Genomic DNA, 25,841 nt, shown 5'->3' with positions numbered 1-25,841 from the left:
GTCCTCCTCCCTTATAACCCGAAGCGGGCAAAGATCTCGTCCACGTGGCGCAGGTGGTAGCGGTAATCGAAGAGGCCCTCGATCTCCTCGGCGGTAAGGTGGCCGCGGATGCGTGCGTCGCCCAGCACCCGCTCCTTGAAGCTGCCGCCCTCCTGCCAGGTGGCCATGGCCTGCTCCTGCACCCAGGCGTAGGCGTCGCTGCGGGCGACGCCCTTGTCCACCAAGGCCAAGAGCACCCGCTGCGAGTAAATCAACCCGCCGGTGCGCTCCAGGTTGGCGCGCATGCGCTCCGGGTAAACGATGAGGTTTTCCATGATGGTGGTGAACTGGCGCAGCATGAAGTCGAGCACCAGGCAGGAGTCGGGGATGATCACGCGCTCTACCGAGGAGTGGCTGATGTCGCGCTCGTGCCAGAGGCTGACGTTTTCCATGGCCGCCTGGGCGTTCCCCCTGAGCAGCCGGGCCAGACCGGCGATGCGCTCGCAGTTCACCGGGTTGCGCTTGTGCGGCATAGCCGAAGACCCTTTTTGCCCCTTGTGGAAGGACTCCTCCACCTCCAAAATCTCGGTGCGCTGCAGGCTGCGGATCTCGGTGGCGAACTTCTCCAGGGAACTTCCTACCAGGGCCAACGCCGTGAGGTACTCGGCGTGCCGGTCGCGCTGCAGGATCTGCGTCGATACCTCGGCCGCCTTGAGGCCCAGGCGCGCGCAGACGTAGCTCTCCACACGCGGGTCCACGTTGGCGTAGGTGCCCACCGCGCCGGAGATCTTCCCGACGCTGATCGTGGCCAGGGCGTGGCTGAGCCGGTCGCGCGCCCGCTCCATCTCCGCCGCCCAGAGAAGCAGCTTCAGCCCCCAGGTGGTGGGCTCGGCATGCACCCCGTGGGTGCGGCCGATCATCACCGTGTACTTGTGCGCCGCCGCCTCCTCCTTGAGCACCCTGAGAAGGCGCTCCACGTCACCCAGCAAAAGCTGGGCCGCCTCTTTCATCTGCAGCGCCAGCCCGGTGTCCAGCACGTCCGAAGAGGTAAGGCCCCGGTGGACGTACTTGCCGGCCTCGCCCACGCGCTCGGCCACGCACTCCACAAAGGCCGCCACATCGTGCCGGGTCACCCGCTCGATCTCCTTGACACGCGCCACGTCAAAGCCGGCGCGTTCGCGGACGGCTGCCGCGGCCTCCTGCGGGATCTGGCCCAGCTCAGCCATGGCCTCGCAGGCCAGCACCTCCACCTCGAGCCACTTCTGCATCTTGTTCTCTTGCGTCCAGATCCGGGCCATTTCCGGATACGTGTAGCGCTCGATCATGCCTGTCCCTCCTCAAGCTGCCAGCCCTGTCCCCCAAGCCTCCGGTCTTTGGCCTCCACCTGTTCTGCCAGCCCCTTCCGGTACTGTACCAGGCGCGCGGCCAGGCCTGGTTCCGCGGTCGCAATTACGGCCACCGCCAGGAGCGCCGCGTTCTTCGCCGCGCCGATGCCCACCGTGGCCACCGGCACCCCGCCGGGCATTTGGGCCATGGCGAGGAGCGCATCGATTCCCCCCAGCGTCCCGGCTGCCACCGGCACCCCAATCACCGGGAGCGTGGTCTGCGCCGCCAGCACGCCGGGCAGGTGCGCCGCCAGCCCGGCCACCGCGATGATGACCTTGAGACCCCGCCCTGCCGCCTCCCGGGCGTAGCGACCCGCTTTCTCCGGCGTGCGGTGCGCCGAGGCAATCACCACCTCGCAGGGCACGTCGAACTCCGCCAGCACCCGGGCTGCTTCCCGGCCCAGCGGTAAATCAGAGTCGCTCCCCAGGACAATCCCCACCACGGGCTCGCCCATCTTTACTGCCCCCTTTTATGTACCTGCCTTCCTTTGGTCTTTCGTTTGCCGGCGTGCAAAATCAAAGCCCCACGGCAATCTTCGTTTCCCGGGCCGTGCTCAATCTGCCGCCGTCCGCTCGTGCCTGAGGCTTCTTCACCCAAGGTCATGGTAACAGACGGGAAATTTCCTGTCAAGGGTAAAACCGAACTTTTTCTATTTGTTTATGTTAAACGTTCGTCACCACCGGGGGTGAAAAAGAGGAGCGTCAGGCGACGCTCCCGCTCCTTTGATCAGTTTTATTCCCACTCGATAGTGGCCGGCGGTTTGGATGTGATGTCGTAGACCACGCGGTTCACGTGCGGTACCTCGCCTACGATGCGCGCCGCAATCCGGTCCAGCACCTCATACGGCAGGCGCACCCAATCGGCCGTCATGCCGTCGGTGCTTTCCACCGCGCGCACCGCCACCGTGTGGGCATAGGTGCGCTCGTCGCCCATCACTCCCACGCTGCGGATGTCCGGCAGCACGGCAAAGGCCTGCCAGATCTTGCGGTAAAGCCCGGCCGAGCGGATTTCCTCGGTGACGATGGCATCGGCCCGCCGCAGGATCTCCAGCTTCTGAGCCGTAACCGCGCCCAAAACGCGGATGGCCAGGCCCGGTCCCGGGAAAGGCTGGCGCCAGACGATCTCCTCGGGAAGGCCCAGCTCTTCACCCAGCCTGCGCACTTCATCCTTAAAGAGCAGGCGCAGGGGTTCGATGAGCCGAAGGTTCATCTCCGCCGGCAGCCCACCGACGTTGTGGTGCGACTTGATGGTGGCCGCCGTGGCCGTGCCGCTCTCGATCACATCTGGATAGACGGTACCTTGGACCAGAAAGTCAACCTGCCCCAGGCGGCGCGCTTCCTCCTCGAAGACGCGGATGAACTCCGCGCCGATAATCTTGCGCTTCTTTTCCGGGTCGGCGACGCCTTCCAGTCGCTTGAGGAAACGCTCGCGGGCGTCTACGTGCACCAGCCGGAAGCCGCGTTCCCGGAAAGTGGCCGCCACCTGCTCCGCCTCGCCCTGGCGCAGGAGCCCGTGGTCCACGAAGATGCTGGTGAGCTGGTCGCCTACGGCCCGGTGGACCAGGGTGGCCGCCACCGAGGAGTCCACCCCACCGCTCAAAGCGCAGATGACCTGGCCCCCACCCACCTGCTTTTTGATGGCGGCAATGGTTTCCTCGGCAAACGATCCCAAATCCCACTTACCGGTGCAGCCGCAGACGTCAAAGAGGAAGCGGCGAATCAAGGCCTCGCCCTTGGGGGTGTGCACCACCTCCGGGTGGAACTGCACGCCATACAGGTTGCGCGCGAAGTCGGCCATGGCGGCGACCGGCGTGGTGCCGGTGTGGGCCAGTACCTTAAAGCCCGCCGGCGGCTCCTCCACCTCTACCCCGTGGCTCATCCAGCACTGTTCCTGCCGTCCCCAGTCCTTGAGGATGCCGCGCGGTTCGTCCACCGTCACCACCGTCCGGCCGTATTCGCGCCGCTCCGCCCGCCCCACCTTGCCGCCCAAGAGGTAAGCCATGAGCTGGTGGCCATAGCAGATCCCCAGCACGGGCACGTTCAGCGCCAGAAGACCCGGATCGCACTGCGGCGCGCCCGGGGCGAAGACCGTAGCCGGACCGCCGGAGAAGATAATGCCCTGCGGCCGACGCGCGGCAATCTCCGCCAGCGGTGTGCTGAAAGGAAGGATCTCGGCGTAAACCTTTTGCTCCCGCACGCGCCGGGCAATAAGCTGGGCGTACTGCCCGCCAAAGTCCAGGATGATGATTCGCTCTATATCCTCAAGCACCACGTCGCATCTTCCCTTCCCGAGTTTTCTTTCTGATCTTAACCAACCGCTGACGGCCTGTCAAGAAAGGGCGCGGCTTTCACAAAACTGAAGATTAAGTCTGTCCACTTGCTTGACTTTTCATGTTCGCTTTGTTACAATAAGTGCACTTAATTTCCTTGGGCTTAGTTCTACTAAGCCTCCCCCTTTTCTTGGCGGAGCAGGCCTTAACTGCTCCTCTTTTTTATCCCGGCGCGTGGCGGGCATTCTGGGTCGGGACGGGCTGCGGCACCCGCCCCGGTGCGCCGGCCGGCGGCGCCGCCGGCACCGGGCCGACCAGGTGCACCTCGGGCTGGGGATGGTAGGTGTCACGCGACAAAACCTCCTCGCGCACCACCTGCCCGCCCCGCCGGAAGCGCCGGCGCACGGTGACCTTGTAACCCGGTTTGCCTTCCTGCTTGAGCTTGTTTTCTCCCGGCTTTAAGGCCGGGTCTTCTTGGAACAGCACGGGAAAGGGAATCTCCTCTTCGACCGCGGTGATGATCTCCACCCTTTCTTCCCGCGGCGTGCCGAAGACGGCGATGGTCAGCTCGTCGCCGTGCACGCGGCTGCCGAGCATCACCGGCTCGGGCCGGGTGTTCTTGAACTTGAAGTCAATGCTGCCGTAAGCCACCGTGGCATCGCGGCCCAGGCCGATGTAAGCGCTGGGCAAAGAGTGGTTACTCCTTTCCACCGGGTCAAGCCCGGCGAGGAGCACGGCGTTATACAGCGTGCTGGAAACCTGGCAGATGCCGCCGCCGATCCCCGGCACCAGCTCGTTTTTAATGATCACCGGCGCCTCGCGGTACCCCTGCTCTTCCTCCCGGGGACCCACCACCTCATTAAAAGAAAAAACCTCCCCCGGAGCCACGATGTGACCGTCAATGGCCGCGGCGCCGAGCTTCAAGTTGTAGGTACGGTCGCGGTTGCCGGCCTGGAAGCGGGTGGTGTAAAGGGCCACCACATCGCGGATGCCCAGGCGCCACAGATCCGCCACCGTCTGCTTCGGCGGTATTTCCTGCACGGCCAGCTCTACGCGCCCGCCGCCCCGGCGTACCGCCGTAACTATCCGCTCCTCGGATTCCGGCAGAGCCAGCGCGCAGCCGGCCTTCCCCGCCACCGGTCCGGCTTCGTTCTTTTCATTAAGAACAAGCCGCGCATCCCGAGGCGGGCTGTCCACATCCTGCGCCAGTTGCATAAGATATCCCTGCAGCTTCCGGGTATCCAGGCTGAGTTCAAGGGGTAGATGCCGGCCTTCCCGTCGCACCCGGCGGCGTTCGTAAAGCTGCTGCCACAAGGTGCCGCTGTGGCCCACCGCCAGGGCGTTTTGCACCGTTTGTGCTACGTCGGCGCCGATGCCGATGTCCGCCGCTTTCACGGTATAAGTGCGTTCCTTGGCCTGGAGAAAGAGCTCGGTCGCCGCCAGGGCCGCCGCCCGCAGCGCCAGGCGTTCCTCCGCCTGGGCAGCCGTCAGGCCGGAAAGGTCCAGCCCTTCCACCTGGACCCCCGGCACAATCTTGTCCGGCGCCAGGTAGCTGCTCAGCACGAGGGCGGTGCCGAAGCTCAGGAAAAAGAGCAGGGTTAAGGCCAGGGCAGCCAGGAGGTAAGGTCGAGGTAGTCGACTCATCGGTTCGGGCACGCTGTCCACCCTTTCCAGGCTCTCTCCTTCAGAATAGAGGGTAAAAATTAAGCCGCGGTTACGGAAAGGTAAATTCTTCAGCCCCCTCAATACCTATGCCGAAACGCTGTACGTTTTTCCTTCCGCTGCAAGTTCAGCGGCGGGAAACTCCGCCTGCGCTTCCTGAAGCAGCACCCGGTGATCCTGCGGCGGCGAAAGGTGGGTAAGCAAGAGACGCTTCACACCGGCCGCCCGCGCCGCCCGGGCCGCCTGGCCCGCCGCCAGGTGATTCCGCGCCCCCTGGCTCAGCTGCGTCTCTGTGTAGGTGGCCTCGCAGAGGAAAAGGTCCGCCCCCTGCACACGGGCAGGGAAGTCCGGGTACAGCTCTGTGTCGCCCGAGTAGGCGAGCTTCGCCCCGCCCGCCGTGAAAAGCCACCCGAAAGCCGGGACGCTGTGCCTGCCGGCAAAGGGGACCGCCGTCAGTTCCCCTACCTGGACGGCCTGCCCTTCCAGCACCGGGCGCACGGTGAAAACGTTGCGGTAACCCAGGCGGCCGAACTCCTCCGCCGGCTCGGGCGGCGCCCACACGGGCAGGGGTTCCCGGCGCCGGCCCTGAAACTGGGCCACCTCCAGAGCGTAGCGCAGGACAAAGTAATCGCTGGTATGATCGCTGTGGAGATGGGAGAGGATAACCCCCGTAAGGCCTTCCAGGGGCAGGTGGGCGGCCAACCGGCTCAGGACCCCCGCCCCGCAGTCCACCAGCAGGCGCGTGGTGCCGGCCGTGACAAGATAACCCGAACAGGCCCCGCCCGCTGCCGGATAGGGCCCGTAGCGGCCGAGAACGGTGAGTTCCATAACCGACTCTCCTTTACTCCTTTTGCGGCGCGCGCTGCTTGGGCTCCGACCTGTCCTGCCTCTTTCCCGGTGTACAATGGAAAACAGAGCTGCGGGAGGTGATGGCATGTACCAACACATCAGCGTAGTGGGGATTCTCGTCCCCCACCGGGCAGAGCTCGGTCCTCAGGTGCAGGAAGTGCTGACGCGCCACGGCGACGCCATTTTAAGCCGGGCCGGACTCCCCGACGGCGACAAGGAAAATGGGATCATCACCCTCACCCTGGCCGCCGATCAGGCGCGCGCCGAGGCCGTGGCGGCCGACCTGCGCCGGCTCCCCGGCGTCACCGCCGCCAGCCTTTCGCTGCGTTAGCGGTGCCGGCCTTACACCCTGATCCGCTCCACCTTGGCCCCCAGGGCCTGCAGCTTGGCGGAGAGGTGCTCATAACCGCGGTCGATGTGCTCGAGGCCGCTGACCTCGCTGCGCCCCTCGGCCGCCAGCGCGGCAATCACCAGCGCCATGCCGCCCCGGAGGTCCGTGGCCTCCACCGGGGCCCCGGTTAGCTTGGCCGGCCCGGTAATGATGGCCGTGTCCCGTTCCACCTTGACGTCCGCACCCATGCGCCGGAGCTCGTCCACGTACTTGAAGCGGCCGTCAAAGATGGTCTCGCGCAGGGTGCTCACGCCATCGGCCTGGGTGAGGAGCACCGCCAAAGGTGCCTGTAGGTCGGTGGGAAAGCCCGGATAGGGCTGGGTGACTACATTAAGAGGAGCCAGGGGCTCCTTTTTCTTTACACGAACGGCCGTGGTGGTCTCTTCAACGGCCACGCCGATGGCCTCCAGGCTGGATAGGAGCGCCCGGAGGTGTTCGCCCATGGCATTCACCACCGTCACCTCACCCCCGGTCATGGCGCCCAGGATAAGGTAGGAACCGGCCTCAATCCGGTCGGGGATAATCTCATGCTCGGCCCCATGAAGCTTCTTGACGCCTTCAATACGGATGACATCCATGCCTGCGCCCTTAATCCGCGCCCCCATGGTGTTGAGAAAGTTAGCCACGTCCACCACTTCCGGCTCGCGGGCGGCATTCTCCAGGATAGTGGTTCCCTTGGCCAGGACCGCGGCCAGCATGGTGTTGATGGTGGCCCCTACGCTGGCGCGGCTGACATAGTACTTGGAGCCTGTGAGGCGCGGTGCTTCAGCTTTCATGAAGCCGTGCTCCAGGGAGACCTTCGCCCCCAGGGCCTCAAAGCCCTTGATGTGGTAATCCACCGGCCGCGAGCCGATGGAGCAGCCGCCCGGCAGGGCGACCACCGCCCGTCCCAGGCGCCCCAGGAGGAGGCCGGCAACATAAAAAGAAGCCCGCATCCGGCGCACCAGCTCGTACGGAGCCTGCGCCTGCGTCAGGCCGGCACCGCTCACCCGCAGGCGCCCGGGGCCGTCGGCGCGCACGCTGGCTCCCAGGGCCTTAAGAATAGCGCACATCACGTCCACATCGGTGTCGTGCGGGACGTTCTCCAGGAGGGACTCCTCTTCGGCAAGGGCCGCTGCGACGAGGAGCGGCAGGGCGCTGTTCTTCGCCCCGCTCGCGACGATGGACCCGTTTAGGGCGCGCCCGCCCTCAATCACCAGCTTTTCCACCGCCGTGCCCCCCTTTCACCGCCGCCAGATAGCCGCGCACAATTTCCTCCAGCAGTTCTTCCCGGCCCAGGCCGCGGATCAGGCTGCGCGCGTTGCCGTAGCTGGTGATGTAGGTGGGGTCACCGGAGAGCAGATAGCCCACCAGCTGGTCCACCGGGTCGTAACCCCGCTCCTCCAGCGCCGCCCCCACCGCCAGGAGAACAGCGCGCGCCGGACTCTCCGGGGCAGGGGGAGAGAAGAGCATCGTATCCTGCCGGTCATCCTTGGCTGCCACTTCTAGCCCTCCCGTTCCACCAGCCGGCGCAGCAACCCTTTAGCCTCCACCGTCCCTACCACGTGCAGCAGGTCGCCGGCTTGAAAGGCCATCTCGGAGGAGGGGGAATAGTACTCTTTGCCGTCGCGCTCAATGGCCACCACCGTGGCCCCTGTCTCCGAGCGCAGCCGGCTGGAAGAGAGCGACTGCCCCACCAGCCAGGAGTTCTCCGGGATTTCCACCTTCTCCAGGTACTGCAGGTTGTTCAGCATCCCCCACAGGTAGTTCACCATCTGCCGGGTGGTGGTCTCGATCTCCTCGTCCAAGCGCTGCTTTTCCACAAAAAGCTGGCTCAATTTCTCCTGCAGGTCGGCCAGGGCCTGCTGGCCGCGGAACTGGTGAAAATATGATTCCGCCGCCTTCTTGGACTTGATGATGACACCCATGCCCGCCGCCGTCTCCACCACGCCGGCGTCCTCCAGGAGCGAAACCGCCCGGCGGATGGTTTCCGGTGAAACCTTGTAACGGCCGGCCAGGGTAGAGCGGCCGAAGATCTTATCGCCTACCTTGTACTCGTCGCGCAGGATGCGCGCCGCAATGTCGAGGGCAATCTGCTCGTAACGGGAAAGGACCCCCAGGCTCTTGTGCGGTGCCAACTTCAAACCCCCTTCGCCAGGTGTTCTTTTTTGTCCAACAGCTCAAAGGCCAGTTGCCTTAAGAACCACTCCACATCGCTCACCACGCCCACCGCCTGGAAACTCCCGCGGTCCACCAGTTTCGTCACCACCGCCGGATTGATGTCCACGCAGACGAGGCGCACCCGGGCTGGCAGCAGGTTCCCGACGGCGATGGAGTGGAGCATCGTCCCCAGCATTAAGGCCAGCTCCGTGCCGGGCAGCAGCGCCCGCATGGCCTCCTGCGCCGCCAGCGTGTCGCTGATAACATCAGGAAGCGGCCCGTCGTCGCGGATGGAGCCCGCCAGCACATAATCTACACCCGTCTGCACAGCAGTATACATAACGCCTTTTGTTAGGAGGCCGCTCGCGACCGCCGGCCGGATGCCGCCGGCACCCCGAATGGCGTTGATCGCCCGCAGGTGGTGCGAGTGCCCCTCGGGAACGGCTTCGCCGCTGGCCAGGGAAACCCCGAGGGAGGTACCGTACAGGGCGCTTTCAATGTCATGCGTGGCCACCGCGTTACCGGCAAACAGGGTTTGCACAAACCCGGCGCGGATCAAGCGCTCCAGGTACTGCCCCGCTCCCGTGTGGATGACGGCCGGCCCCAGTACCACCAGAATCTTACCGCCGCGCCGGCGCACGGCCCGCATTTCCCGGGCAATACCGGCAATTACCAGGCCCTTCGGCCGTTCGCTGGAGACGGCGCTACCCATAAAGCTGAAGACCTCGCGCTGCCGCGGCCGCTCCAGAGGCGTCACCTGCACCCCCTCGTTCCCCACCACGATCAGGTCGCCGCGGCGCACCTGGTGGATGGGTACGCAAACCGCCCGGCCCGCCGGCGGATCCACGCGAATGCCGCAATCCATCTCCATCCCTTCGACGGGTACCCAGCCGCCGGCCAGGCGCACGCGCGTCTCCAGGTTGGTGGTGGTGTAAAAGTTGTCCGGGAAAACACCGTCCTGCGGCGCCGGCTTAAGTTCCGCCTCCTTTTCCGTAAGTAGTACCGCCCCCAGGGGCTGAATCGCTTCCCAAACCTGCTCCCAAACGCCCTCGTCGGCCGCGGCGACGGCCAGCCGCGCGTAACTGGGGTCGGTGTTGGTCTTGCCGATGCTGATGTGCTCGATGCTGAAATCGCCGCCCTGCTCGACGATGGCATCGAGGACGCGTGGCAGAATATGGGAATCCAGGATATGTCCTTTAAGCTCTATTATCCGCCGTTGCACCTTAACCTGTCTCCCTTATCTTTTACCTTCACTCATGCTACCACATTGTCCAAATGCCGTCAACGAGCAGCCCTTGACCGCCCCGTCCTAACAGAGCGGGGGACCGGTGCCTGCGCACCGGTCCCCCGCCACCGCGCTTTCTATCCCAGCCCCCCGCTGTGAAGCAGTACCCAACACCGGCGGTGCTCCTTTTCGGCGCCCGACCTCCAGGGGCCGGTCGGGGTTCGCTGAACCGAGCCTCTACAGCAACCCCTTCTCCTTAAGGAAGTCGCGCGCCACCTTGGCCGGCTCCTCTTCGTCCACATCCACCCTGGCGTTGAGCTTGGTCATCGTTTCCGTATCCATCAGTCCGCCCAGGGGCTTCAGCGCCTCCTTGACCTCCGGGTACTTCTCCAGCATGTCATTGCGCGCCACCAGGATGCCGTAATAGGGCGGGTTAAACCCCTTATCGTCCTCCAGGATCACCAGGTTGTGCGAGATGTTGCGGCCGTCCGTGGAATAGGTACAGACGGCATCGACTTCCCCACTCCTCACGGCGCGGTACATGAGCCCGAAATCCATGGGCAGCGCGTCCTTGAATTTGAAGCCGTACAGCTCCTGAAACTCCTTATACCCTTGGCCGGGGTAATCCTGCCACGTGGTATCGGTGGCCAGCACCATGTCCTGGGCGTAAGGCTTAAGGTCGCTCACCTTCTTCAGGTTCAGCTTTTCCGCCGTTGCCTTGGGTACGGCAATGGCGTAGACGTTGTTGTAGCCATAGGCAGGGAAGGTGTAGACGCCGTACTTCTTCAGCATCTCATCGTGCACGTACTGCCAGACCTTATCGGGATTACGCCACTCGGGTGTCAGCTTCTGCCGGAGCAGCCCCAGGAACAAGGTCCCGGTGAACGAAATCGCCATGTCCAGATCGCCGTTGACCATCGCCTCATGCAGGGCCATGGCGCTGCCCAGGTTCTTGACGTGCTCCACCTTGTGGTTGGTTTTAGCCTCGATGAGCGCCTTGGCGATCTCACCCTGGATCTCCACTTCGGCGTAGCCCTGCGAGCCGATGCGCAAGGTCGAGCCATCACCCGGCTTGTTGGCCGCCCGCCCGCCCGGTGCCTCTGGCGCCTGCCCGCCGCCCGCGCAACCGGTGGCAAGCAGGGTGAGGACAACAACGAGCGCCAGTACCGCTGGAAACCTCTTTTTCCGCATGCAGTTTCTCCTCCTTCCCGTGGCCGTGATCAAGAAGGTGTACCATTTACCCCTTCCGTCCTCCGTTCGTGCGAGCGCGGCGCCGCGGTCTACTCGTACTTTTTCCGGGAGAGCCGCAGGCCTTCCGGGGTCACCCAGTGTTCCAGGCGGCCCAGGATAAAGTCGGCCACCAGCGCCAGCGCCGCCGCCGGCACCGCTCCCACCAGGATAAGGTAGTCGCGCATCAGCTGCAGGCCCCGGTAGATATACCGCCCCAACCCGCCGCCCCCCACCATGGCCGCCAGCGTCGCCGTCCCGATGGCGATCACCGCCGCCGTGCGCACCCCGGCCATGATCACCGGCACCGAAAGCGGCAGCTCTACCCGGATGAGCCGCTGTAACTCCGTCATGCCCATGCCGGTGGCGGCCTCCTTAAGGTCCGCATCCACGCCCTTGATCCCCGTGTAGGTGTTGCGCAGAATGGGCAGGAGCGAGTAAAGGAGCAGGGCCACAATGGCCGGCTTGTTGCCGATGCCCAGGCCCAGCGGGATAAAGAGGGCCATCATAGCCAGGCTGGGGATGGTCTGGATGACGTTTACCACCGAGAGGACTATTCTCTCCAGCCAGGCCCAGCGGGTGGCTGCAATGCCCAGCGGCACTGCAATCAGCACCGCCACCGCCACCGGAAAAACGACCAGCAGCAAAACATGCTCCTGGATGGCGAGGAGCACTTCAGGCAGATTATCCACCAGGTACTGCCACATTTTGATCCACGTCACTTCGCCCCACCTCCTCCGGCCGCTGCCTTCTTCTCTTCTGTTGAACCGCTGCCGCCGTTCCAAGCGTCGAGCAGCACGCCCACCAGGCTGGCCCGCGTGAGCACGCCCAGGAGGCGCCCATCGTCGCCCACCACCGGCACCAGGTACGCCCCGCCGGCTGTCAGTTTCTCCGCCGCCTGACTGAGGGGCAGGTCGGGAGATACGGTAACCGCCGCCTGCACCGCCACCTGTGCCACCGGCACCGTCTCGTCTTTCAGGAGGTACGGGTAAAGGTCGCGCGCCTGCACCAGGCCCATGAGCCGCCCGTCACTCAGCACCAGCAGGCTGTCCACCTTGTACTTCTGCATGCGCTTCAGGGCTTCGCCCAGGCCACGCTCGGCCTCAATGGTGACCGGTGCAGGGTTCATCACATCCCGCACCAGGAGGTCTGCAGCTGCCTGCGGCTGAGCCGCGCGACCGACAAAACTGGCCACAAAGTCGTTGGCCGGGTGGCGCAGCAACCCCTCCGGCGTATCGTCCTGGACCACCACGCCGTCTTTCATGAGGATGATGCGGTCGGCCAGGAGCAGGGCCTCGTTCATGTCGTGGGTTACAAAGATAATGGTTTTCTTGAGCCGCTCTTTGAGGCGCTTGAACTCAAGCTGCAGCTGCTCGCGCGTCAAAGGATCCAGCGCGCCGAAGGGTTCATCCATAAGAATAAGCTCCGGGTCCGCCGCCAGCGCCCGGAGCACCCCTATGCGCTGCTGCTGCCCGCCGGAAAGCTGGGCCGGAAAACGGTTACGGTACACGGCCGGGTCCATGCCGACCATGGCAAGCAATTCGTCCACCCGTTCCTCGCGCTTTTTGCGCGGCCAGCCCTTTAGCTCCGGCACCAAGGCGATGTTGGCAGCCACCGTCAGGTGAGGCAAGAGCCCGATGTGCTGGATAACGTAGCCGATGTTGCGCCGCATCTGCACCAGATTGAGGGTGCTTGTTTTCCGCCCCTCCAGGTAGATCTCGCCCGACGTGGGTTCGATAAGCCGGTTGACCATCTTAAGGGTCGTGGTTTTGCCGCAGCCGCTCGGGCCGATTAAGACGACAAACCGGCCCTTTTCGATGGTCAAGTTGAGATCGCGCACCGCCTGGGTGCCGCCCTTGTAAGTTTTGGTCACATGCTCAAAGGTAACCACTGGCTTCCCCCCTCACCTTACAGTCCGTATTCCTTCCCTGCCGGAATACCCGTGCAGCGCCCTGCCCACCTGCCGCTCCTCCCATAACTTGTCTTCCTTGTCACGGTTGCCGACAACTTAATTATACAGTCCAAGTTTCCTGGAAGTCAATAGGAGACTTGTCCCGGCAGAGGGCTTTTGCCGCACTCAGATCCTGATATAGAATAAAAGCAGGCGTTTCCTAGCTGCTGGGAGGTTGAACGTATGGACACTTACCGCACCAGCGCCCACGAGGCGCAGGTGGAAATAAAAATCGAGCGCTCCCGCTTTATCGGGCGGGCGCGCCCGGTGGAAAGTGAAGCCGAAGCCAAAACCTTTATCGCTCAGGTGAGCCAGGAACACCGCCAGGCCACGCACAACGCCTGGGCCTACCGCGTGGACCCGGAGCGTGACATTCGCTTCGCCAGCGACGCCGGCGAACCGAGCGGCACCGCCGGCGAGCCCATCCTCCGTGCCCTCCTCAGCCGGGACCTCACCCAGACGGCGGTGGTGGTGACGCGCTACTTCGGCGGCAAGAAGCTGGGAGTGCGCGGCCTCATCGACGCCTACGGCGGTACAGCCGGCGCCGCGCTCGACGCCGCCGGTCAGGTCGACAAGGTGATCACCCGCCGCCTCAGCCTGCGGGTGGCCTACCCGCACCTGGACCGCTGTCTGTACTGGCTGGGGCGCCTGGGCGGGACGGTCGTCGCTTCCGCTTACGGGGAAGAGGCGCAGCTCACCGTAGCCTTACCCCGGTCACAGGTGGAAACCTTCTGCGCGCAGGTGGGGAAATACGCTGAAATTAAGGGCGGGGTGTAATCGCCTTACCTACCACGTGCACTGACTCACCGGCCGCCGGATCAGGTCTCCAGCAGAGCCACCTTCCGTCCCGGCGCCGCTTCCAGGTAGAGCTCCCCTACCAGGTCCCGGCCTTTTTGGTCGAAGGCGATGCCGGGCAGGACAATAAGATCCGCCGCCAGCTCGCCGATGGCCGCCCGGAAATCGGCCACCGTGAGGAGCCCGGCACAGGCGATGCTGCCGCCAAAGAAGCGGCTGGGCACCGGCAACAGCTTGAGCTCACAGGGAAGGTTCTCGCGTCCGGCGGCCGCCGCCACCAGCGGTGCCGCGAGCTCGGAAGTCGCCACCACCACCCGCTGCGCCCGCTCCCGCCGGATAAGGCGGCAAAACTCCTGCCACGCCTCGGGAGCCAGGTCGTAATCGAAGACGAGCCCGGAGCGCGCTCCGGGCTCCTTTTCCAGCCGCACGGCGCGGGTCCCGCCTTCTGAGAGCACCTCCACCTCCACTGCCCCGCCCGCCTTCAGGCACTGGAAGGCGGCCACGCGCGAAAACACCGCCTTCCCGGCGAGGCGAACGATGGTCTCCCCCGCCTTCAGCCCGGCGGCAGCCGCCGGCGTAGCAGGCAGCACGCCGTGAATGCTGGCCTTAAGGTCGGTTAAACCCGGCGGCTCGACAAGAACCGGCGTCCCTAGTCCCTCCTGCCAGGCTGCCGCCCGCCTGCGCAGCTGGTTCCACATGCCCGCCGGCAGCCTGAGCTCCGGCGGCGCCAGGCGGGTGTAGCCCGGCAGGAACACGCGCACCGTCTCCGCCCCAGCCCGGGCGAGAAAGCGCACCGTTTCTTCCACATCCCGCCAGCCCACCACGTGCGGCATGGCCACCACGCTCCCGGTAAAAGGCAGGCCGGCCGCCGCCAGCCGCGCGGGTGCTTCCAGGGCCACGGCGGGGTCCGGGTCGGCCATAAGCAGGCGCCGGCCGCGCTCGCTGGCGCTGTTGAGCGAGAGGGTGACTGCCAGCGGCTTAAGCTCCGCCAGGCGCGCCACCGCTGCGGCCGTGAGGTGCGTGCCGTTGGTGGTGAGCGCCAGCGGCGTCTCTGGAAAGCGGTGCCGCAGCCAGGTCAGGATGGCAAGCAGGTCAGGGTTGAGGAATGGTTCTCCCTCCAGGATGCGGGTCACCGATTCACCGACCACGATCGGCTTTTCGGGGTCGAGCAGGGCCGCGCGCTCTTTAATGGCAGCCAGCGACTGGTGCGGCAGAAAGTAGGTCTCCAGGCCGGGCGGGTTCTGGCGGTGACTGCAGAAAAGGCAGCGCACGTTGCAGGCCGAGGTTACAGGTAGAATGCCCCGGGCCGCAGCCGCCGCCAGCTCCCACTCCGGTGCCGGCCGGCGCGCCACTACTGGGTCGCCCCCAGGCTTTTCTCCCGCGCCGCCCGGCGGCTGCGCCAGATGTAAAGCGCGACGGCCACCAGGAAAACGCCCGCACTCACCACCTGCGCCAGGGTAAAGTTGGCGCTATACATCAGCGTATCCCGGAAGAAGTCCTCAATGATGCGTTCCAGGGCGCCACCGCCCATATAGGCCAGGAAAACCGCCCCGCTGAAGGGCCGCCGCCGGTAGAAAAGAAGGAGGAGCACGCCGAGGAAAAGCCCCAGGGCGGCGGCATAAAGCTGCGACGGGTGGCGGGGCAGGCCGTCGGCCAGGGCGGGAATGACCACCGCCCAGGGGACGTGGGTTACACGCCCGTAGCAGCAGCCATTAAGAAAGCAGCCCACGCGCACCAGGCCGTACCCGGCCGCGAGAAAAGGCGCCAGCACATCGCCCGTGGTCCAAAAGCCCAGGCCCCGCCGCCGGGCGAGATACCCGCCTGCGAGTATGCCCAGGGCCAAGCCGCCGTGAAATACCAGGCCGCCGGCGGAAAACTGAAAGAAGATCCAGGGCCGCCGCCAGAACTCGGCCGCCCGGTACAAGAGCAGGTAGTTGAGGCGGCTCCCCACCACTCCCGCCAGCACCGCCCCCAGCGCCACGTCAAGGACGGCGTCCGGGTGTTCCCAGCCCGAGCGCCGCGCCAGCTCGACCGCCCCCAAGGCGCCCAACAGCGTGGCCAGCGCCAGGAGAAAACCCCAGCTGTAGATGTGTAGGGAGCCAAAAGAAAGGAGCACCGGCCGCATCGCACTTCACCTCACCTTTTTCCCGTTTTCAGGTTCTATTTACTATTCGCCCCACATATACCGTAAAAAGAGGCTACTCAGCGAACAATCATTCCCACAATCCACAAAATCCACAGGGTTATCCACAGAAAACCCCTGGGGCTGGGCGGGTTTTGCCCACCTTTCCCCAGAATCCACAGGAAGACCTGCCGCCTAGGCGGGGAAAACCGGCCGGGCAGCGGCCTTATTTTTTGCCGCGGGCGCTCTCTTTTTCCCCACGTTTTCCCCAGCCCTGCTCCGCCCCCAGCGGCAGGTTGGCGAAAGCATTCAGGGACAGGGGCGCCGTAAGACCATGCTGAAGGTAGAAGTACCCGGCGCAGGCCACCATGGCCGCGTTGTCCGTACAGAGCGCCGGCGGCGGCGCCAGCACCTGGAGATTCGCCCGGGCCGCCTGCTCCGCCAGCCGGGTGCGCAGCTCACCGTTGGCCGCCACGCCGCCGGCCAGCACAAGCCGACGGGCGCCCGTGAGCTCGGCCGCCGTAAGCGCCCGCTCCACCAGCACTTCCATCACCGCCCGCTGCAGGCTGGCCGCCACATCGGCCTTGTTCGGCTCCTCCCCCCGCTGCTTCAGGTGGTTAAGGTAGTTCAGCACTGCCGTCTTGAGCCCGCTGAAGCTGAAGTCGAGCGGGTGCTCCCGCACCACCGCCCGCGGCAGCGGCAAAGCCTCGGGGTCGCCCTCCCGCGCCAGCCGCTCGATGGCCGGGCCACCGGGATAGCCCAGTCCCAGGGCGCGCGCAATCTTGTCCAGGGCCTCACCGGCGGCGTCGTCCACCGTCTGACCTAAAAGGTCGTAGGCCCCTGGGGCGCGCACATACACCAGGGACGTGTGCCCGCCTGAGACCACCAGGCTGAGAAAAGGCGGCTCCAGCTCCGGGTGCACCAGCAGGTTGGCGTAAATATGAGCTGCGGTGTGGTGCACCCCCACCAGAGGCACGCCGCGCGCCAGCGCCACCGCCTTGGCGTAGGAGAGGCCCACCAGGAGCGCCCCCACCAGCCCGGGGCCGCAGGTCACCGCCACTGCATCCAGGTCGGCGAAGCTTAAGCCGGCTTCTTTCAGCGCCTCTGCCACAGCCGGGACAATAAGCTCCACATGCCGCCGCGACGCCAGCTCCGGCACTACGCCGCCGTAAAGGGCATGCAGGTTTACCTGCGAGGAGATGACGTTGGCCAGGAGGCGCCGCCCGCCCTGGACCACCGCCGCCGAGGTTTCATCGCACGAAGTCTCGATGCCAAGAATGATCTCTCCGCCGTCCAATCCCTTCACCTCATGCCTAGTATGGCCCACCCAGTGGGCGGGCAAAAGTTAAGCCTTGCGATATCGTTTTACCGGCCGCCCTACGGCGGCGTACTCCAGCTCCACCTCCACTTCCCCGGCGGCCGCCAGGAACTCCAGGTAGCGGCGCGCCGTGATCCGCGACAGTCCGAGGCCGGCCGCCGTCTCCTGCGCCGAGTAGCCGCGCGCGTTTTGGGCCAGGTAATCGCGCACCTGTTCCAAGGTGTACGGGTCGATCCCCTTGGGCAGCCCCGTAGGAGCCGCCGTTACGGCTGCGCCCTGCACCAAGCGGTCGATCTCTTCCTGGGCCAGCTTCTGGTGCTCCGCCAGGCGCCGCCGGCGCTCGCAGTACGCGCTGAGCGTCCGGGCCAGCCGTTCAAAATCGAACGGCTTGATGATGTAGTCCACCGCGCCGTAGCGCAGCGCCTCCTCCACCGTGGCCACATCCTGGGCCGCCGTAATGAGGATGACATCGGCAGCGATGTTCGCCGCCCGAATGCCCTTGAGCACCTCCAGGCCGTTGCCGCGCGGGAGGTAGACGTCCAGCAGCACCAGGTCGGGGCGTTTCTCCCGCACCGCCGCCACCGCCTCTTCGCCGCTCGCGGCCAGGCCGATCACCTGAAAACGGCCCGCCTTCTCCGTGTATTTCCGGTTTATTCCCGCCACCATGGGATCGTCTTCCACAATGAGTACCCGGACAAGCTCGTTCATGCTGCCTGCCCCCCTTCCCCGCCCGGGATGGTGATCCGGAAGGAAGTGCCGCGCCGCGAGGTGCGCAGCTGGATGCGCCCGCCGGCGGCGTTCACGTGCTCCTTCACCAGGTGCAGGCCCAAACCGCGCGCCCCTTCCTTGGTAGAGAAGTTGGGCGTGAAGATGTGGGCGCGGAGCTCCGGCGGGATGCCAGGGCCGCGGTCATGCACAAAAAGCTCCAGGCGGTGCGGCCGGCTATAGACCGACACTGCCACCTCGCGCCGCGCCGGCGGCAGCTGCTCCACCGCCTCGATGGCGTTCTGCACCAGGTTGCCCAGCACCGCCACCATCTGATAGGTGTCAAACAGGGGCGGCAGCTCCTCCAGGTGGCTGTCCGGGCGGATGACAAGCTTCACCTGACGCTCGCGCGCCTCGGCGATTTTGCCCAGAAGCAGCCCGGCCACGGCCGGGTTCTTGATCCGCCGCACCACCAGGCTTACCAGCCGCTGCTGCTGGTGACTGGTCTGGTTGATGAAACGCGCTGCTTCCTCGTATTCTCCCAGCTGAATGAGGCCCAGTATGGTGTGCAGCTTGTTCATAAACTCGTGGGATTGGGCCCGGAGCGCCGTCACCAGCTGCTTGACGCCGGTCAGTTCTTCCATGAGCCCCTGGATCTCGGTACGGTCCCGGAAGGTCGCCAGTGCCCCCACCACCCGCCCGTTTACCACCACGGGTACCCGGTTGGTGAGAATGGCCCGGCCGTTGATGAGCTGCTCCTGGTCGTACTCCGGCCGTCCGCTGGCCAGCACCTCGGGTAGCCGCGTCGATGGGACTTGTTCTTCGATGGGCCGGCCCACGCACTCCGGTCCCAGGCCCATGATGCGCCGCGCTTCTTCATTGATGAGGGCAATGCGCTGGTCGCTGCCGATGGCGATGATGCCCTCGCGCAGGGAGTAAAGCATGGCCTGCTGTTCCTGCTGCAACGTGGCGATCTCCAGCGGTTCCAGGTTGAAGATGGCCCGCTTGATCCGCGCCGCCAGGAGCACGGCGCCGATAAGGCCCACCACCAGCCCCCAGACCGCCGTGCTGAGGACGGCCCAGCGCAGCTCCCGCAGCGCCCGGTAGAGGCCGCTCTGGAAGATGCCTACGGCCACAACGGCAATCTGCCGGCCGCCGGCGTCGTACACCGGCGCAAACCCGCGGATGGACGGCCCGGACACCCCCACCGCCGCCGAGTAGTACTCGGCGCCTCTAAGGGCGGGGCCTTCGTCCCCGCCGGTAAAACGCCGGCCCACCAGATCCGGGTTGGGGTGCGTGTAGCGAATACCGTTCATATTCATGACCACCACGAAGCCCGCCCCGCTGCGCTCCCGCACTTTGTCCACCAGGGGGCCCAAGGCCGCCGCCGGGTCCGGCGCCTGGCAGGCCGCGCGGATCTCGGGGAGGGAGGCCACCAGGCGGGCCACGCTCAAGGCATTCTGGCCGATCTGGTCCTTCATGTTGCGCTCCATGACCTGCGCAGTAAGAAAGGCCACCAAGGCGAGGGAAGATACCACCACCGCCGTCACCAGAATGATGATCAGTGTCCTTAGGCTTAAGGCTTTACCCCGCATGTTATCACCTGAGGCCATTATACCATTTTCTTGCGCCCACCTGGGGGGCCTATTTTTCCGGGGCGGACGGCAAGACCGCGAATCCGTTCGGCACGGGGGCGTACCCGGATACCACGCTTGCCCTGGGGGAACTCTTTTCTGCGGCGTCCTTCGCGCCGGCGGCCATCGCCAACCGGCGTGCCGGAAGACGCCGCAAACAAGGCCGCAGCATCCGTCGCCCCGGCGGTCTAAGGGGAGGCGGGGCAACCGCTCGCGATACCCCTGGCCTATGCGTTCCGCTCCCTCACGGAAGCGGCGCCGCCCAAGCGCCGGACCGTAGCCGTGTCGGCAGGCGGCTCCCTGCCGCGGTACGCTTTTATTTGTCAGCATACCTTACGCTGTTGGTGCCTCAGCAGGAAATCGCCAGGTGAAGGTTGAATTTAATATGTTCGTTGTGTTGCTACGGTACGTCGGCGCCCCGCAGCGCCGGCAGACATGCATACGAAGGGAGCTGTTAGCTGTGCGCACCGTGGCACCGCCTGTCAAGGCGGCGAAACCCAGCGGCTTGTTTAATGCCTTTCTCGACGTGGTTGAGTACCTCGGCAACAAGCTGCCGGATCCCCTGACCCTCTTCACCGTTTTTTGCGTCCTGGCACTCATCGGTTCCTACGTCGCGGCCGGCGCCGGCCTGGAGGCGGTCAACCCGGGTACCAAGGAGGTCATCAAGGCGGTGAACCTCCTCAGCGGCCCGGGCCTGGTAAAAATCCTCACCGGTCTGGTGAAAAACTTCACCTCTTTCCCGCCCTTGGGCCTCGTCCTGGTCACCATGGTCGGCGTCGGCGTGGCGGACAAGTCCGGCCTTATCTCCGCCCTCATGCGCACGGCCGTGATTAAAGCACCGGAAGCCCTCATTGTTCCTACCATCATCTTTTTCGGCATTCTCGGCAATGCTGCCGGTGATTCCGCCTTCATCGTCCTTCCACCCATCGCGGCCATGGTCTTTCTCAGTCTGCACCGCCACCCCCTGGCCGGCATGGCCCTGGCCTACGCGGCGTGCGCCGGCGGCTTTTCTGCCAATGTTCTCATCACCATGACCGATGCTCTGGCCGCCGGCTTCACCCAGAAAGCCGCCCAGCTCATCGACCCCAACTTTATCACCAACCCGGCCAACAACTGGTTCTTCCTCATTGCGGCCACCTTGGTTTTCACCCCGCTCGCCACCTGGGTCAACAACCACATCGTCGAACCGCGCCTCGGCCCCTGGCAGGGCGAGTCAGTTACCGCTGAGCCGCTCAAGGCCGGCGAAGCGCGCGGCCTCAAGGCCGCCGCACTGGCGACGGTCCTCTACGTGGCCCTTCTCCTTCTCCTAACGGTTCCCACGAACGGCCTCCTGCGCGACCCCAAGACCCACTCCCTGGTGATTTCCCCCTTCATGGACAGCATCATCCCCATCACCATGTTTCTCTTCCTCATTCCAGGTCTGGCGTATGGTTACGCCGCGGGCACCATCAAGTCCGGAAGAGACACCAGCGCCATGATCAGCAAAGCGCTGGCTGAGATGGGGCCCTTCATGGCGCTGGCCTTCGTCGCCGCGCAGTTCCTCGCCTTCTTCCAGTGGAGCAACCTGGGGCCCATCATCGCCATCAAGGGCGCGGAGTTTCTACAAAACATCGGCCTCACCGGGCTGGGGCTCTTGATCGGCTTTATCGTCGTGAGCTGCCTCATCAACATCCTCATCGCCACGCCTCCGCCAAGTGGGCCATCCTCTCACCCATCTTCGTCCCCATGTTCATGCTGCTGGGTTACCACCCGGCCTTCACCCAGCTGGCGTACCGTATCGGCGACTCCATCACCAACCCCATTACGCCGCTGCTCCCGTACTTCCCCATTCTCCTCGGGTTCGCTCAGCAGTACGACGAAGACCTCGGCATGGGCACCCTGATCTCCTTACTCCTGCCTTACACCATCTTCTTTGCCATCTTCTGGATCCTGCTCTTTGTGGCCTGGTTCTTCCTCGGCCTGCCGCTCGGTCCCGGTGCCTTCATCAACCTCTAAGGCACAGACGGCCCGGCCTTTCTGCGTTACCCACTCTTAGTCCGGAAAGGAAGTCCTTAAGGTGAACGATCTCTTAAACGCCATTCGGGAGCGGGCGCACGCTCTTTTCCCCGAGGTGGTGGCTCTGCGGCGGGATTTTCACCGCCACCCGGAATTGGCCTTCGCCGAAAAGCGCACCGCCCAGGTGGCGGCGGATTACTTGGCCCGCCTGGGCCTTAAGGTCGAGACGGGCGTCGCCGGGACCGGTGTTCTGGCCGTCCTCGAAGGTGGGAGGCCCGGCAAGACCGTGGCCCTCCGGGCGGACATGGATGCCCTCCCGCTCAGCGAGGACACGGGGCTGCCTTTCGCCTCAGAAAACCCCGGCGTGATGCACGCCTGCGGCCACGACGGCCATACCGCCATGTTGCTGGGCGCGGCCAAGGTCCTGGCGGGGCTGCGGAAAAGCCTTGGCGGCAACGTGAAGTTCATCTTCCAGCCGTCGGAAGAGAAGCTTCCCAGCGGTGCCCTAGCCTTGCGCGAGGCCGGCGCCCTTGAGGGTGTCGACGCCGTCTTCGGCCTGCACCTCTGGCCCAGCGTAGCGGCGGGCCACATCGGGGTAACCTACGGTCCCATGATGGCGGCCGCCGACTACGCCTACCTCACTATCACCGGGCAGGCCGGCCACGGCTCCACGCCCCACCTGGCGATCGACCCGGTGGTAACCGCGGCCCAGGTGATCCTGGGTCTACAGACCATCGTCAGCCGCCAGGTGGACCCGCTCGACCAGGCGGTCATCAGCGTGGGCACCGTTCACGGGGGCACCGCGCCCAATATCATCCCCGGCGAGGTGGAATTCGCCGCCACTGTGCGCACCCTAACCCCGGAAGTCAGAAAGAAACTGCCCGCACTCATCGAGCGCACGGCCCGGGGCATCGCCCAGAGCGCCGGCGCCGCCTGCACCTGCCGCTACGAGTGGGGTCTGCCGCCGGTGATCAATAGCGACACCCTGGTGGCCCTGGTGGAGGAAGTCGGCCGCGACCTTTTAGGAGCCGAAAACGTCGAGCGCCTGTCGCGCCCGGTGATGGGTTCCGAAGACTTTGCCTACTACCTGGAGCAGGTGCCCGGCGCCTTCTTCTGGCTGGGCGCGAAAAACGAAAGCCGGGGCATCCTACCCCTGGCCCACCACCCCAAGTACACCTTCGACGAAGCGGCGCTGGAAACCGGCGTCACCATCCTGGCCGGGGTGGCGGCAAGGTTCCTTGCCGCCGACTAGCGGCGCCCGCGCAGCCCTGAGCACGCCCGCAACAAACAAGGGAGCCTTTCCCTGCCCGGCTCAAGGCAGGGGGCTCCCTTTTTGCACGTTTACAGGTCGTACTTCCACATTATCAACGCATCTTCGTGAGTCTCGCTGTAGTAGTTGCGGCGGCAGCCGAGGACGACGAAGCCGAGCTTTTCGTAAAGCCGGCGCGCGCTCCAGTTGGATTTGCGCACCTCCAGGGTCATGCGGTCCGCACCGTGCTCCTTGGCCTCGGCCAGGAGGCGCTTAAGCAGCGTCTCGCCTACGCCGCGCCGGCGCCAGTCCGGGTGAACGGCGATATTCGTCACGTGCGCCTCGTCCACCAGGATCCACATCCCGCCGTAGCCCACCACCCGGTCGCCGGCCTTGGCCACCAGGTAGTGGGCTACTTTGTTGTGCAGGAGCTCAAAGAAAAAGGCGTCCCGCTTCCACGGCGTGGTAAAGGACTCCACCTCCACCTCCAGCACGCCGGGGATATCGTCCACCGTCATGGGTTCTATCCGCACCTCACGAGCAGGTTCCATGCTCGGCCTCCCGGGCCAGTTCAGCCGCAGCCCGCCGCACGTAGAGCGGCTCGGCTGCCGCCGGATCGCCGCTCACGCCGCGCCCCAGCCGGGCCAAAGCAAGCCTGCCCAGTACCCCCGCCCGCGGGTAGTTAAAGGCAGGCGGCAGCTCCCGCACGGTCACCCCGGCCGCCGCCAGCGCCTCCCGCACCAAGGGCGCGCCATCGCCGCACACCGTCACTTCCCTCCCCGCCGCCAGCCGCGCTGCCTCGGCGGCCACCTCCGCCGGGCGCAGGGCCAGGTAGCCGCCCGCAGGGCGGACGCAGGATCCCATGTTCTCAATTCCCTCATAAAAGGCCACATAAATGTGTCCCTGCTTGGCATCGAGCAGCGGGGCCACCAAACCGTCCGGGAAAAAAACAGCGGCCGCCAGGATATCGAGCGTGCTCACGGTGATAAGGGGGAGCCCTAGAGCCTGGGCCAGCCCTTTAGCCGTACTGAGGCCGATTCTGAGCCCGGTGAAAGAGCCTGGTCCCCGGCCGCAGGCCACGGCGCCCAGATCCGCCGGCTTCAGGCCCTGCTCCTTGAGCAGCGCCTCAATTGTGGGAACAACGCTCTCGGCATGACGCCGCCGGGAGCGTTCGTGGTGTTCCACCACCACCTGGTCATCATTCAGCAGGGCCACGCTGGCGGCCGGGGTGGCCGTCTCTAAAGCCAGCATCCACAAGTACCTTCAGCTCCTCAACCAACTTTTCGTAACGGCTGCCGTGGGGAATAAAGGTGAGGGTCCGGGTGGTGTCGTACCCGCTGAGGTGTACCTCCAAGTAGGACGCCGGCAACCAGTCCCGCACCGTGTCGCCCCATTCAACGAGGCACACGCCGTCACCTTCTAAATACTCCTCGTAGCCGAGTTCTTCCAGCTCGGCCGGGTCTGTTAGACGGTAAACATCAAAATGATACAACGGCAACCGGCCGGCGTACTCCTGAATCAAGGTAAAGGTAGGGCTGGTCACCGGGCCGTTCGCCCCAAGCCCGCGGGCCACCCCCCGGGCGAAGGCGGTCTTGCCGGCGCCCAGTTCACCGGTAAGTGCCACCACCATGCCCCGCTCCAGTTTCTCGCCCAGGAGGGTGCCCATTGCGTCCGTCTCCGCAACGCTGTGTGTGGTTACCTGCACCTCACACTCTCCTCCCGTGCTTGTTCACGCCGTTCCTCGCTTCAATTATAGGCTGGGCCCCGGGCCGGGTCAAGCAAATCTCCTTAATCGAACTTTATCCGCCAGCTGGTCGCCTCCAGGCGCGGCGTGTAAACCGTGAAGGACGCACTCGTCCCGGGGTCCAGGCAGTTTATGAAGGCGCTGTCCACGTCCACCAGCCGGCCGCGCGCGTCATAGAATTCCACCACCACCTTAAGGAAGTCGTAACCCGCACGCCCTGTGCTCTGTACCCGGCCAAGAAGACTCAGGTAGCTGGCCGGGCGGTCGTCATACCGTTCTGCCGTAGCTGTCAGTTGCAGTTCGCGCGGTCCCCCCGGAAAGCCGGCGGCCGTGTCGATGCGATACCAGGCTGCATCGCCCCTGAGCGGCGCCGGCAGCTTGAAAGCCTTGGCCTCGCCCTGATTGAGGTGGTTGATGTACCCGGCCGTTGACGAAACCACCTCCCCGGCGCTGTTTCCGACCTCCCACGAGACCCGTACCAGTTCCTGAGCCCGTTTCCCAGCGTTCCGCACGCGCCCGACGAGGTACCAGGCCGGTCCGTCGGCGTACGTCCGGGCCTCAAGCAGCCTCGCCTCCTCCTTCCCTCCGGGAGCAAAAAAGAGCGCTTCCTCTACCTGCTGTCTAACCTCGAGGTTGAGGAGCCTGGCCAGCTCCGGTGCCGCCAGGTACAAGCCGTCCTCGCCCGCCACCGGGCTCGAAGCCAGAACATACTGGTCCCCGCCGTACAGCGCGCGCTGCTCTCCCGCCGCCAGCCTTAATTCCCCTCCCGGCAAACGGGCCACAAGCTCCCCCTCCGCACTCGCGCACACCTGCCCGCCCAGCGCCAGAACCAGGGCCTTGGCGGGACAAAGGCCGGCGGTTTCTCCCGTTGCAGCCAGCAGCACGCCGGTGGCGTCGGGAAGGCCTCTTCCTTCCTGAAGATTCCCTCTACCCGTTTCCGGGGCGCCCTGGGCCCTGCCGGCCGTACCGGCGGCACCCAAAACCGGTCGGCCTGACTGAGCCGCCGTTAAGAACAGCCCAGCCGCCACCGCAAGGTACAACCAGGCGCTCCTCTGCCGCCTCAGCACCTGCAACACCCCTTATACAAGTTTTTCCATTCATGGCTTCCACATTATGGAAGCCAGTTCCTCCTGCCTTGTTTCGACGTGTTTCCCACCCGCCCCGTAACTTAACCTACACAGAAAAATGCGGCGAGTAGCAG

At 65.2% G+C, this 25,841-nt stretch carries 24 protein-coding genes and 1 pseudogene; 4 read left to right on the top strand and 21 right to left on the bottom strand.

All coding sequences use genetic code 11. The annotated features are described in order from the left end of the window. Positions 1-11: 11 nt before the first annotated feature. The 5 genes from purB to K5554_RS06200 form a co-directional block, all read right to left on the bottom strand. Positions 12-1,304: an adenylosuccinate lyase gene (gene purB / locus K5554_RS06220; protein ID WP_221040275.1), complete on the bottom strand. Its 1,293-nt coding sequence runs from the start codon at positions 1,302-1,304 to the stop codon at positions 12-14. Beyond that, positions 1,301-1,819: a 5-(carboxyamino)imidazole ribonucleotide mutase gene (gene purE, locus K5554_RS06215; protein WP_221040274.1), complete on the bottom strand. Its 519-nt coding sequence runs from the start codon at positions 1,817-1,819 to the stop codon at positions 1,301-1,303. Before purE ends, purB begins: the two co-directional genes overlap by 4 nt. Positions 1,820-2,097: 278 nt before the next feature. Then, complete coding sequence (gene guaA, locus K5554_RS06210) at positions 2,098-3,636, bottom strand: glutamine-hydrolyzing GMP synthase (protein WP_305038871.1); 1,539 nt, start codon at positions 3,634-3,636, stop codon at positions 2,098-2,100. A 220-nt stretch (positions 3,637-3,856) separates the two neighbouring features. After that, entirely contained in the window at positions 3,857-5,290 is a 1,434-nt protein-coding gene (locus K5554_RS06205; RefSeq protein ID WP_221040273.1) for a VanW family protein, read from the bottom strand. A 93-nt stretch (positions 5,291-5,383) separates the two neighbouring features. Then, positions 5,384-6,124: an MBL fold metallo-hydrolase gene (locus K5554_RS06200; RefSeq protein ID WP_221040272.1), complete on the bottom strand. Its 741-nt coding sequence runs from the start codon at positions 6,122-6,124 to the stop codon at positions 5,384-5,386. 106 nt (positions 6,125-6,230) lie between these two features. Between K5554_RS06200 and K5554_RS06195 the strand changes: the two genes are divergently transcribed. Continuing rightward, complete coding sequence (locus tag K5554_RS06195) at positions 6,231-6,476, top strand: hypothetical protein (RefSeq protein ID WP_221040270.1); 246 nt, start codon at positions 6,231-6,233, stop codon at positions 6,474-6,476. An 11-nt stretch (positions 6,477-6,487) separates the two neighbouring features. On the opposite strand, the gene murA is transcribed toward K5554_RS06195, so the two are convergent. From murA to K5554_RS06160, 7 genes are all read right to left on the bottom strand, one after another. Further along, entirely contained in the window at positions 6,488-7,744 is a 1,257-nt protein-coding gene (gene murA, locus K5554_RS06190) for a UDP-N-acetylglucosamine 1-carboxyvinyltransferase (protein ID WP_221040269.1), read from the bottom strand. Then, positions 7,725-7,988 carry an IreB family regulatory phosphoprotein gene (locus K5554_RS06185; RefSeq protein ID WP_221040532.1) on the bottom strand — a complete coding sequence of 88 codons (264 nt, stop codon included), beginning with the start codon at positions 7,986-7,988 and terminating at the stop codon, positions 7,725-7,727. The genes murA and K5554_RS06185 overlap by 20 nt, the downstream gene beginning before the upstream one ends. 32 nt (positions 7,989-8,020) lie before the next feature. Next, positions 8,021-8,653 (bottom strand): TrkA C-terminal domain-containing protein, encoded by a 633-nt coding sequence (locus K5554_RS06180; RefSeq protein WP_221040268.1) that lies wholly within the window; start codon positions 8,651-8,653, stop codon positions 8,021-8,023. A gap of 2 nt (positions 8,654-8,655) precedes the next feature. Beyond that, positions 8,656-9,897 (bottom strand): TIGR00300 family protein, encoded by a 1,242-nt coding sequence (locus K5554_RS06175; RefSeq protein ID WP_221040266.1) that lies wholly within the window; start codon positions 9,895-9,897, stop codon positions 8,656-8,658. A gap of 240 nt (positions 9,898-10,137) precedes the next feature. Beyond that, the gene (locus K5554_RS06170) at positions 10,138-11,091 is read right to left on the bottom strand and encodes a glycine betaine ABC transporter substrate-binding protein (RefSeq protein WP_221040265.1); all 954 of its coding nucleotides are present in this window, start codon (positions 11,089-11,091) and stop codon (positions 10,138-10,140) included. A gap of 89 nt (positions 11,092-11,180) precedes the next feature. Further along, positions 11,181-11,849: an ABC transporter permease gene (locus K5554_RS06165; RefSeq protein WP_305038870.1), complete on the bottom strand. Its 669-nt coding sequence runs from the start codon at positions 11,847-11,849 to the stop codon at positions 11,181-11,183. Further along, positions 11,846-13,018, bottom strand: a complete 1,173-nt coding sequence (locus tag K5554_RS06160) for an ABC transporter ATP-binding protein (RefSeq protein ID WP_221040264.1) — start codon at positions 13,016-13,018, stop codon at positions 11,846-11,848. Before K5554_RS06160 ends, K5554_RS06165 begins: the two co-directional genes overlap by 4 nt. 243 nt (positions 13,019-13,261) lie before the next feature. Here K5554_RS06160 and K5554_RS06155 point away from each other — a divergent pair, with 243 nt between their 5' ends. Further along, complete coding sequence (locus tag K5554_RS06155) at positions 13,262-13,855, top strand: YigZ family protein (protein ID WP_221040263.1); 594 nt, start codon at positions 13,262-13,264, stop codon at positions 13,853-13,855. Between the two features lie 41 nt (positions 13,856-13,896). On the opposite strand, the gene K5554_RS06150 is transcribed toward K5554_RS06155, so the two are convergent. The 5 genes from K5554_RS06150 to dcuS form a co-directional block, all read right to left on the bottom strand. After that, positions 13,897-15,225 carry a DUF512 domain-containing protein gene (locus K5554_RS06150; RefSeq protein WP_221040262.1) on the bottom strand — a complete coding sequence of 443 codons (1,329 nt, stop codon included), beginning with the start codon at positions 15,223-15,225 and terminating at the stop codon, positions 13,897-13,899. Next, positions 15,225-15,998 carry a prolipoprotein diacylglyceryl transferase gene (gene lgt, locus K5554_RS06145; protein ID WP_221040260.1) on the bottom strand — a complete coding sequence of 258 codons (774 nt, stop codon included), beginning with the start codon at positions 15,996-15,998 and terminating at the stop codon, positions 15,225-15,227. The genes K5554_RS06150 and lgt overlap by 1 nt, the downstream gene beginning before the upstream one ends. Positions 15,999-16,221: 223 nt before the next feature. After that, positions 16,222-17,292, bottom strand: a complete 1,071-nt coding sequence (tsaD, locus tag K5554_RS06140) for a tRNA (adenosine(37)-N6)-threonylcarbamoyltransferase complex transferase subunit TsaD (protein ID WP_221040259.1) — start codon at positions 17,290-17,292, stop codon at positions 16,222-16,224. Positions 17,293-17,340: 48 nt separating this feature from the next. Continuing rightward, complete coding sequence (locus tag K5554_RS06135) at positions 17,341-18,021, bottom strand: response regulator (RefSeq protein WP_221040258.1); 681 nt, start codon at positions 18,019-18,021, stop codon at positions 17,341-17,343. Then, on the bottom strand, positions 18,018-19,631 hold the full coding sequence (dcuS, locus tag K5554_RS06130; RefSeq protein ID WP_221040257.1) for a DcuS/MalK family sensor histidine kinase: 1,614 nt from the start codon (positions 19,629-19,631) through the stop codon (positions 18,018-18,020). Before dcuS ends, K5554_RS06135 begins: the two co-directional genes overlap by 4 nt. A gap of 406 nt (positions 19,632-20,037) precedes the next feature. Between dcuS and K5554_RS06125 the strand changes: the two are divergent. Both K5554_RS06125 and K5554_RS06115 read left to right on the top strand, forming a co-directional pair. Beyond that, positions 20,038-21,647: pseudogene (locus tag K5554_RS06125) on the top strand (AbgT family transporter). Between the two features lie 61 nt (positions 21,648-21,708). After that, the gene (locus tag K5554_RS06115; RefSeq protein ID WP_221040255.1) at positions 21,709-22,899 is read left to right on the top strand and encodes a M20 family metallopeptidase; all 1,191 of its coding nucleotides are present in this window, start codon (positions 21,709-21,711) and stop codon (positions 22,897-22,899) included. Positions 22,900-22,988: 89 nt separating this feature from the next. Here the strand turns inward: K5554_RS06115 and rimI are convergent, their stop codons facing one another. The 4 genes from rimI to K5554_RS06095 all read right to left on the bottom strand — a co-directional run bounded on the left by rimI (position 22,989) and on the right by K5554_RS06095 (position 25,707). Continuing rightward, positions 22,989-23,447: a ribosomal protein S18-alanine N-acetyltransferase gene (gene rimI, locus K5554_RS06110; protein WP_255565537.1), complete on the bottom strand. Its 459-nt coding sequence runs from the start codon at positions 23,445-23,447 to the stop codon at positions 22,989-22,991. Beyond that, entirely contained in the window at positions 23,431-24,147 is a 717-nt protein-coding gene (gene tsaB, locus K5554_RS06105; protein ID WP_221040253.1) for a tRNA (adenosine(37)-N6)-threonylcarbamoyltransferase complex dimerization subunit type 1 TsaB, read from the bottom strand. The genes rimI and tsaB overlap by 17 nt, the downstream gene beginning before the upstream one ends. Further along, positions 24,095-24,601, bottom strand: a complete 507-nt coding sequence (gene tsaE, locus K5554_RS06100; RefSeq protein ID WP_221040252.1) for a tRNA (adenosine(37)-N6)-threonylcarbamoyltransferase complex ATPase subunit type 1 TsaE — start codon at positions 24,599-24,601, stop codon at positions 24,095-24,097. The genes tsaB and tsaE overlap by 53 nt, the downstream gene beginning before the upstream one ends. 83 nt (positions 24,602-24,684) lie before the next feature. Next, the gene (locus K5554_RS06095; RefSeq protein WP_221040251.1) at positions 24,685-25,707 is read right to left on the bottom strand and encodes a hypothetical protein; all 1,023 of its coding nucleotides are present in this window, start codon (positions 25,705-25,707) and stop codon (positions 24,685-24,687) included. Positions 25,708-25,841 lie beyond the last annotated feature (134 nt).

Source organism: Gelria sp. Kuro-4, from assembly GCF_019668485.1.
Classification (GTDB): domain Bacteria; phylum Bacillota; class DTU030; order DUMP01; family DUMP01; genus DUMP01.
This window is presented reverse-complemented; position numbering and strand designations above follow the sequence as displayed.

Bases quoted from the DNA above. Each gene is read 5' to 3' on its own strand.
- K5554_RS06195 (WP_221040270.1), top strand. From the start codon at position 6,231: ATGTACCAACACATCAGCGTAGTGGGGATTCTCGTCCCCCACCGGGCA.
- K5554_RS06155 (WP_221040263.1), top strand. From the start codon at position 13,262: ATGGACACTTACCGCACCAGCGCCCACGAGGCGCAGGTGGAAATAAAA.
- rimI (WP_255565537.1), bottom strand. From the start codon at position 23,447: ATGGAACCTGCTCGTGAGGTGCGGATAGAACCCATGACGGTGGACGAT.
- lgt (WP_221040260.1), bottom strand. From the start codon at position 15,998: ATGCGGCCGGTGCTCCTTTCTTTTGGCTCCCTACACATCTACAGCTGG.
- dcuS (WP_221040257.1), bottom strand. From the start codon at position 19,631: ATGGCCTCAGGTGATAACATGCGGGGTAAAGCCTTAAGCCTAAGGACA.
- K5554_RS06135 (WP_221040258.1), bottom strand. From the start codon at position 18,021: ATGAACGAGCTTGTCCGGGTACTCATTGTGGAAGACGATCCCATGGTG.
- K5554_RS06185 (WP_221040532.1), bottom strand. From the start codon at position 7,988: ATGCTCTTCTCTCCCCCTGCCCCGGAGAGTCCGGCGCGCGCTGTTCTC.
- K5554_RS06170 (WP_221040265.1), bottom strand. From the start codon at position 11,091: ATGCGGAAAAAGAGGTTTCCAGCGGTACTGGCGCTCGTTGTTGTCCTC.
- purE (WP_221040274.1), bottom strand. From the start codon at position 1,819: ATGGGCGAGCCCGTGGTGGGGATTGTCCTGGGGAGCGACTCTGATTTA.
- K5554_RS06200 (WP_221040272.1), bottom strand. From the start codon at position 6,124: ATGGAACTCACCGTTCTCGGCCGCTACGGGCCCTATCCGGCAGCGGGC.
- purB (WP_221040275.1), bottom strand. From the start codon at position 1,304: ATGATCGAGCGCTACACGTATCCGGAAATGGCCCGGATCTGGACGCAA.
- tsaB (WP_221040253.1), bottom strand. From the start codon at position 24,147: ATGCTGGCTTTAGAGACGGCCACCCCGGCCGCCAGCGTGGCCCTGCTG.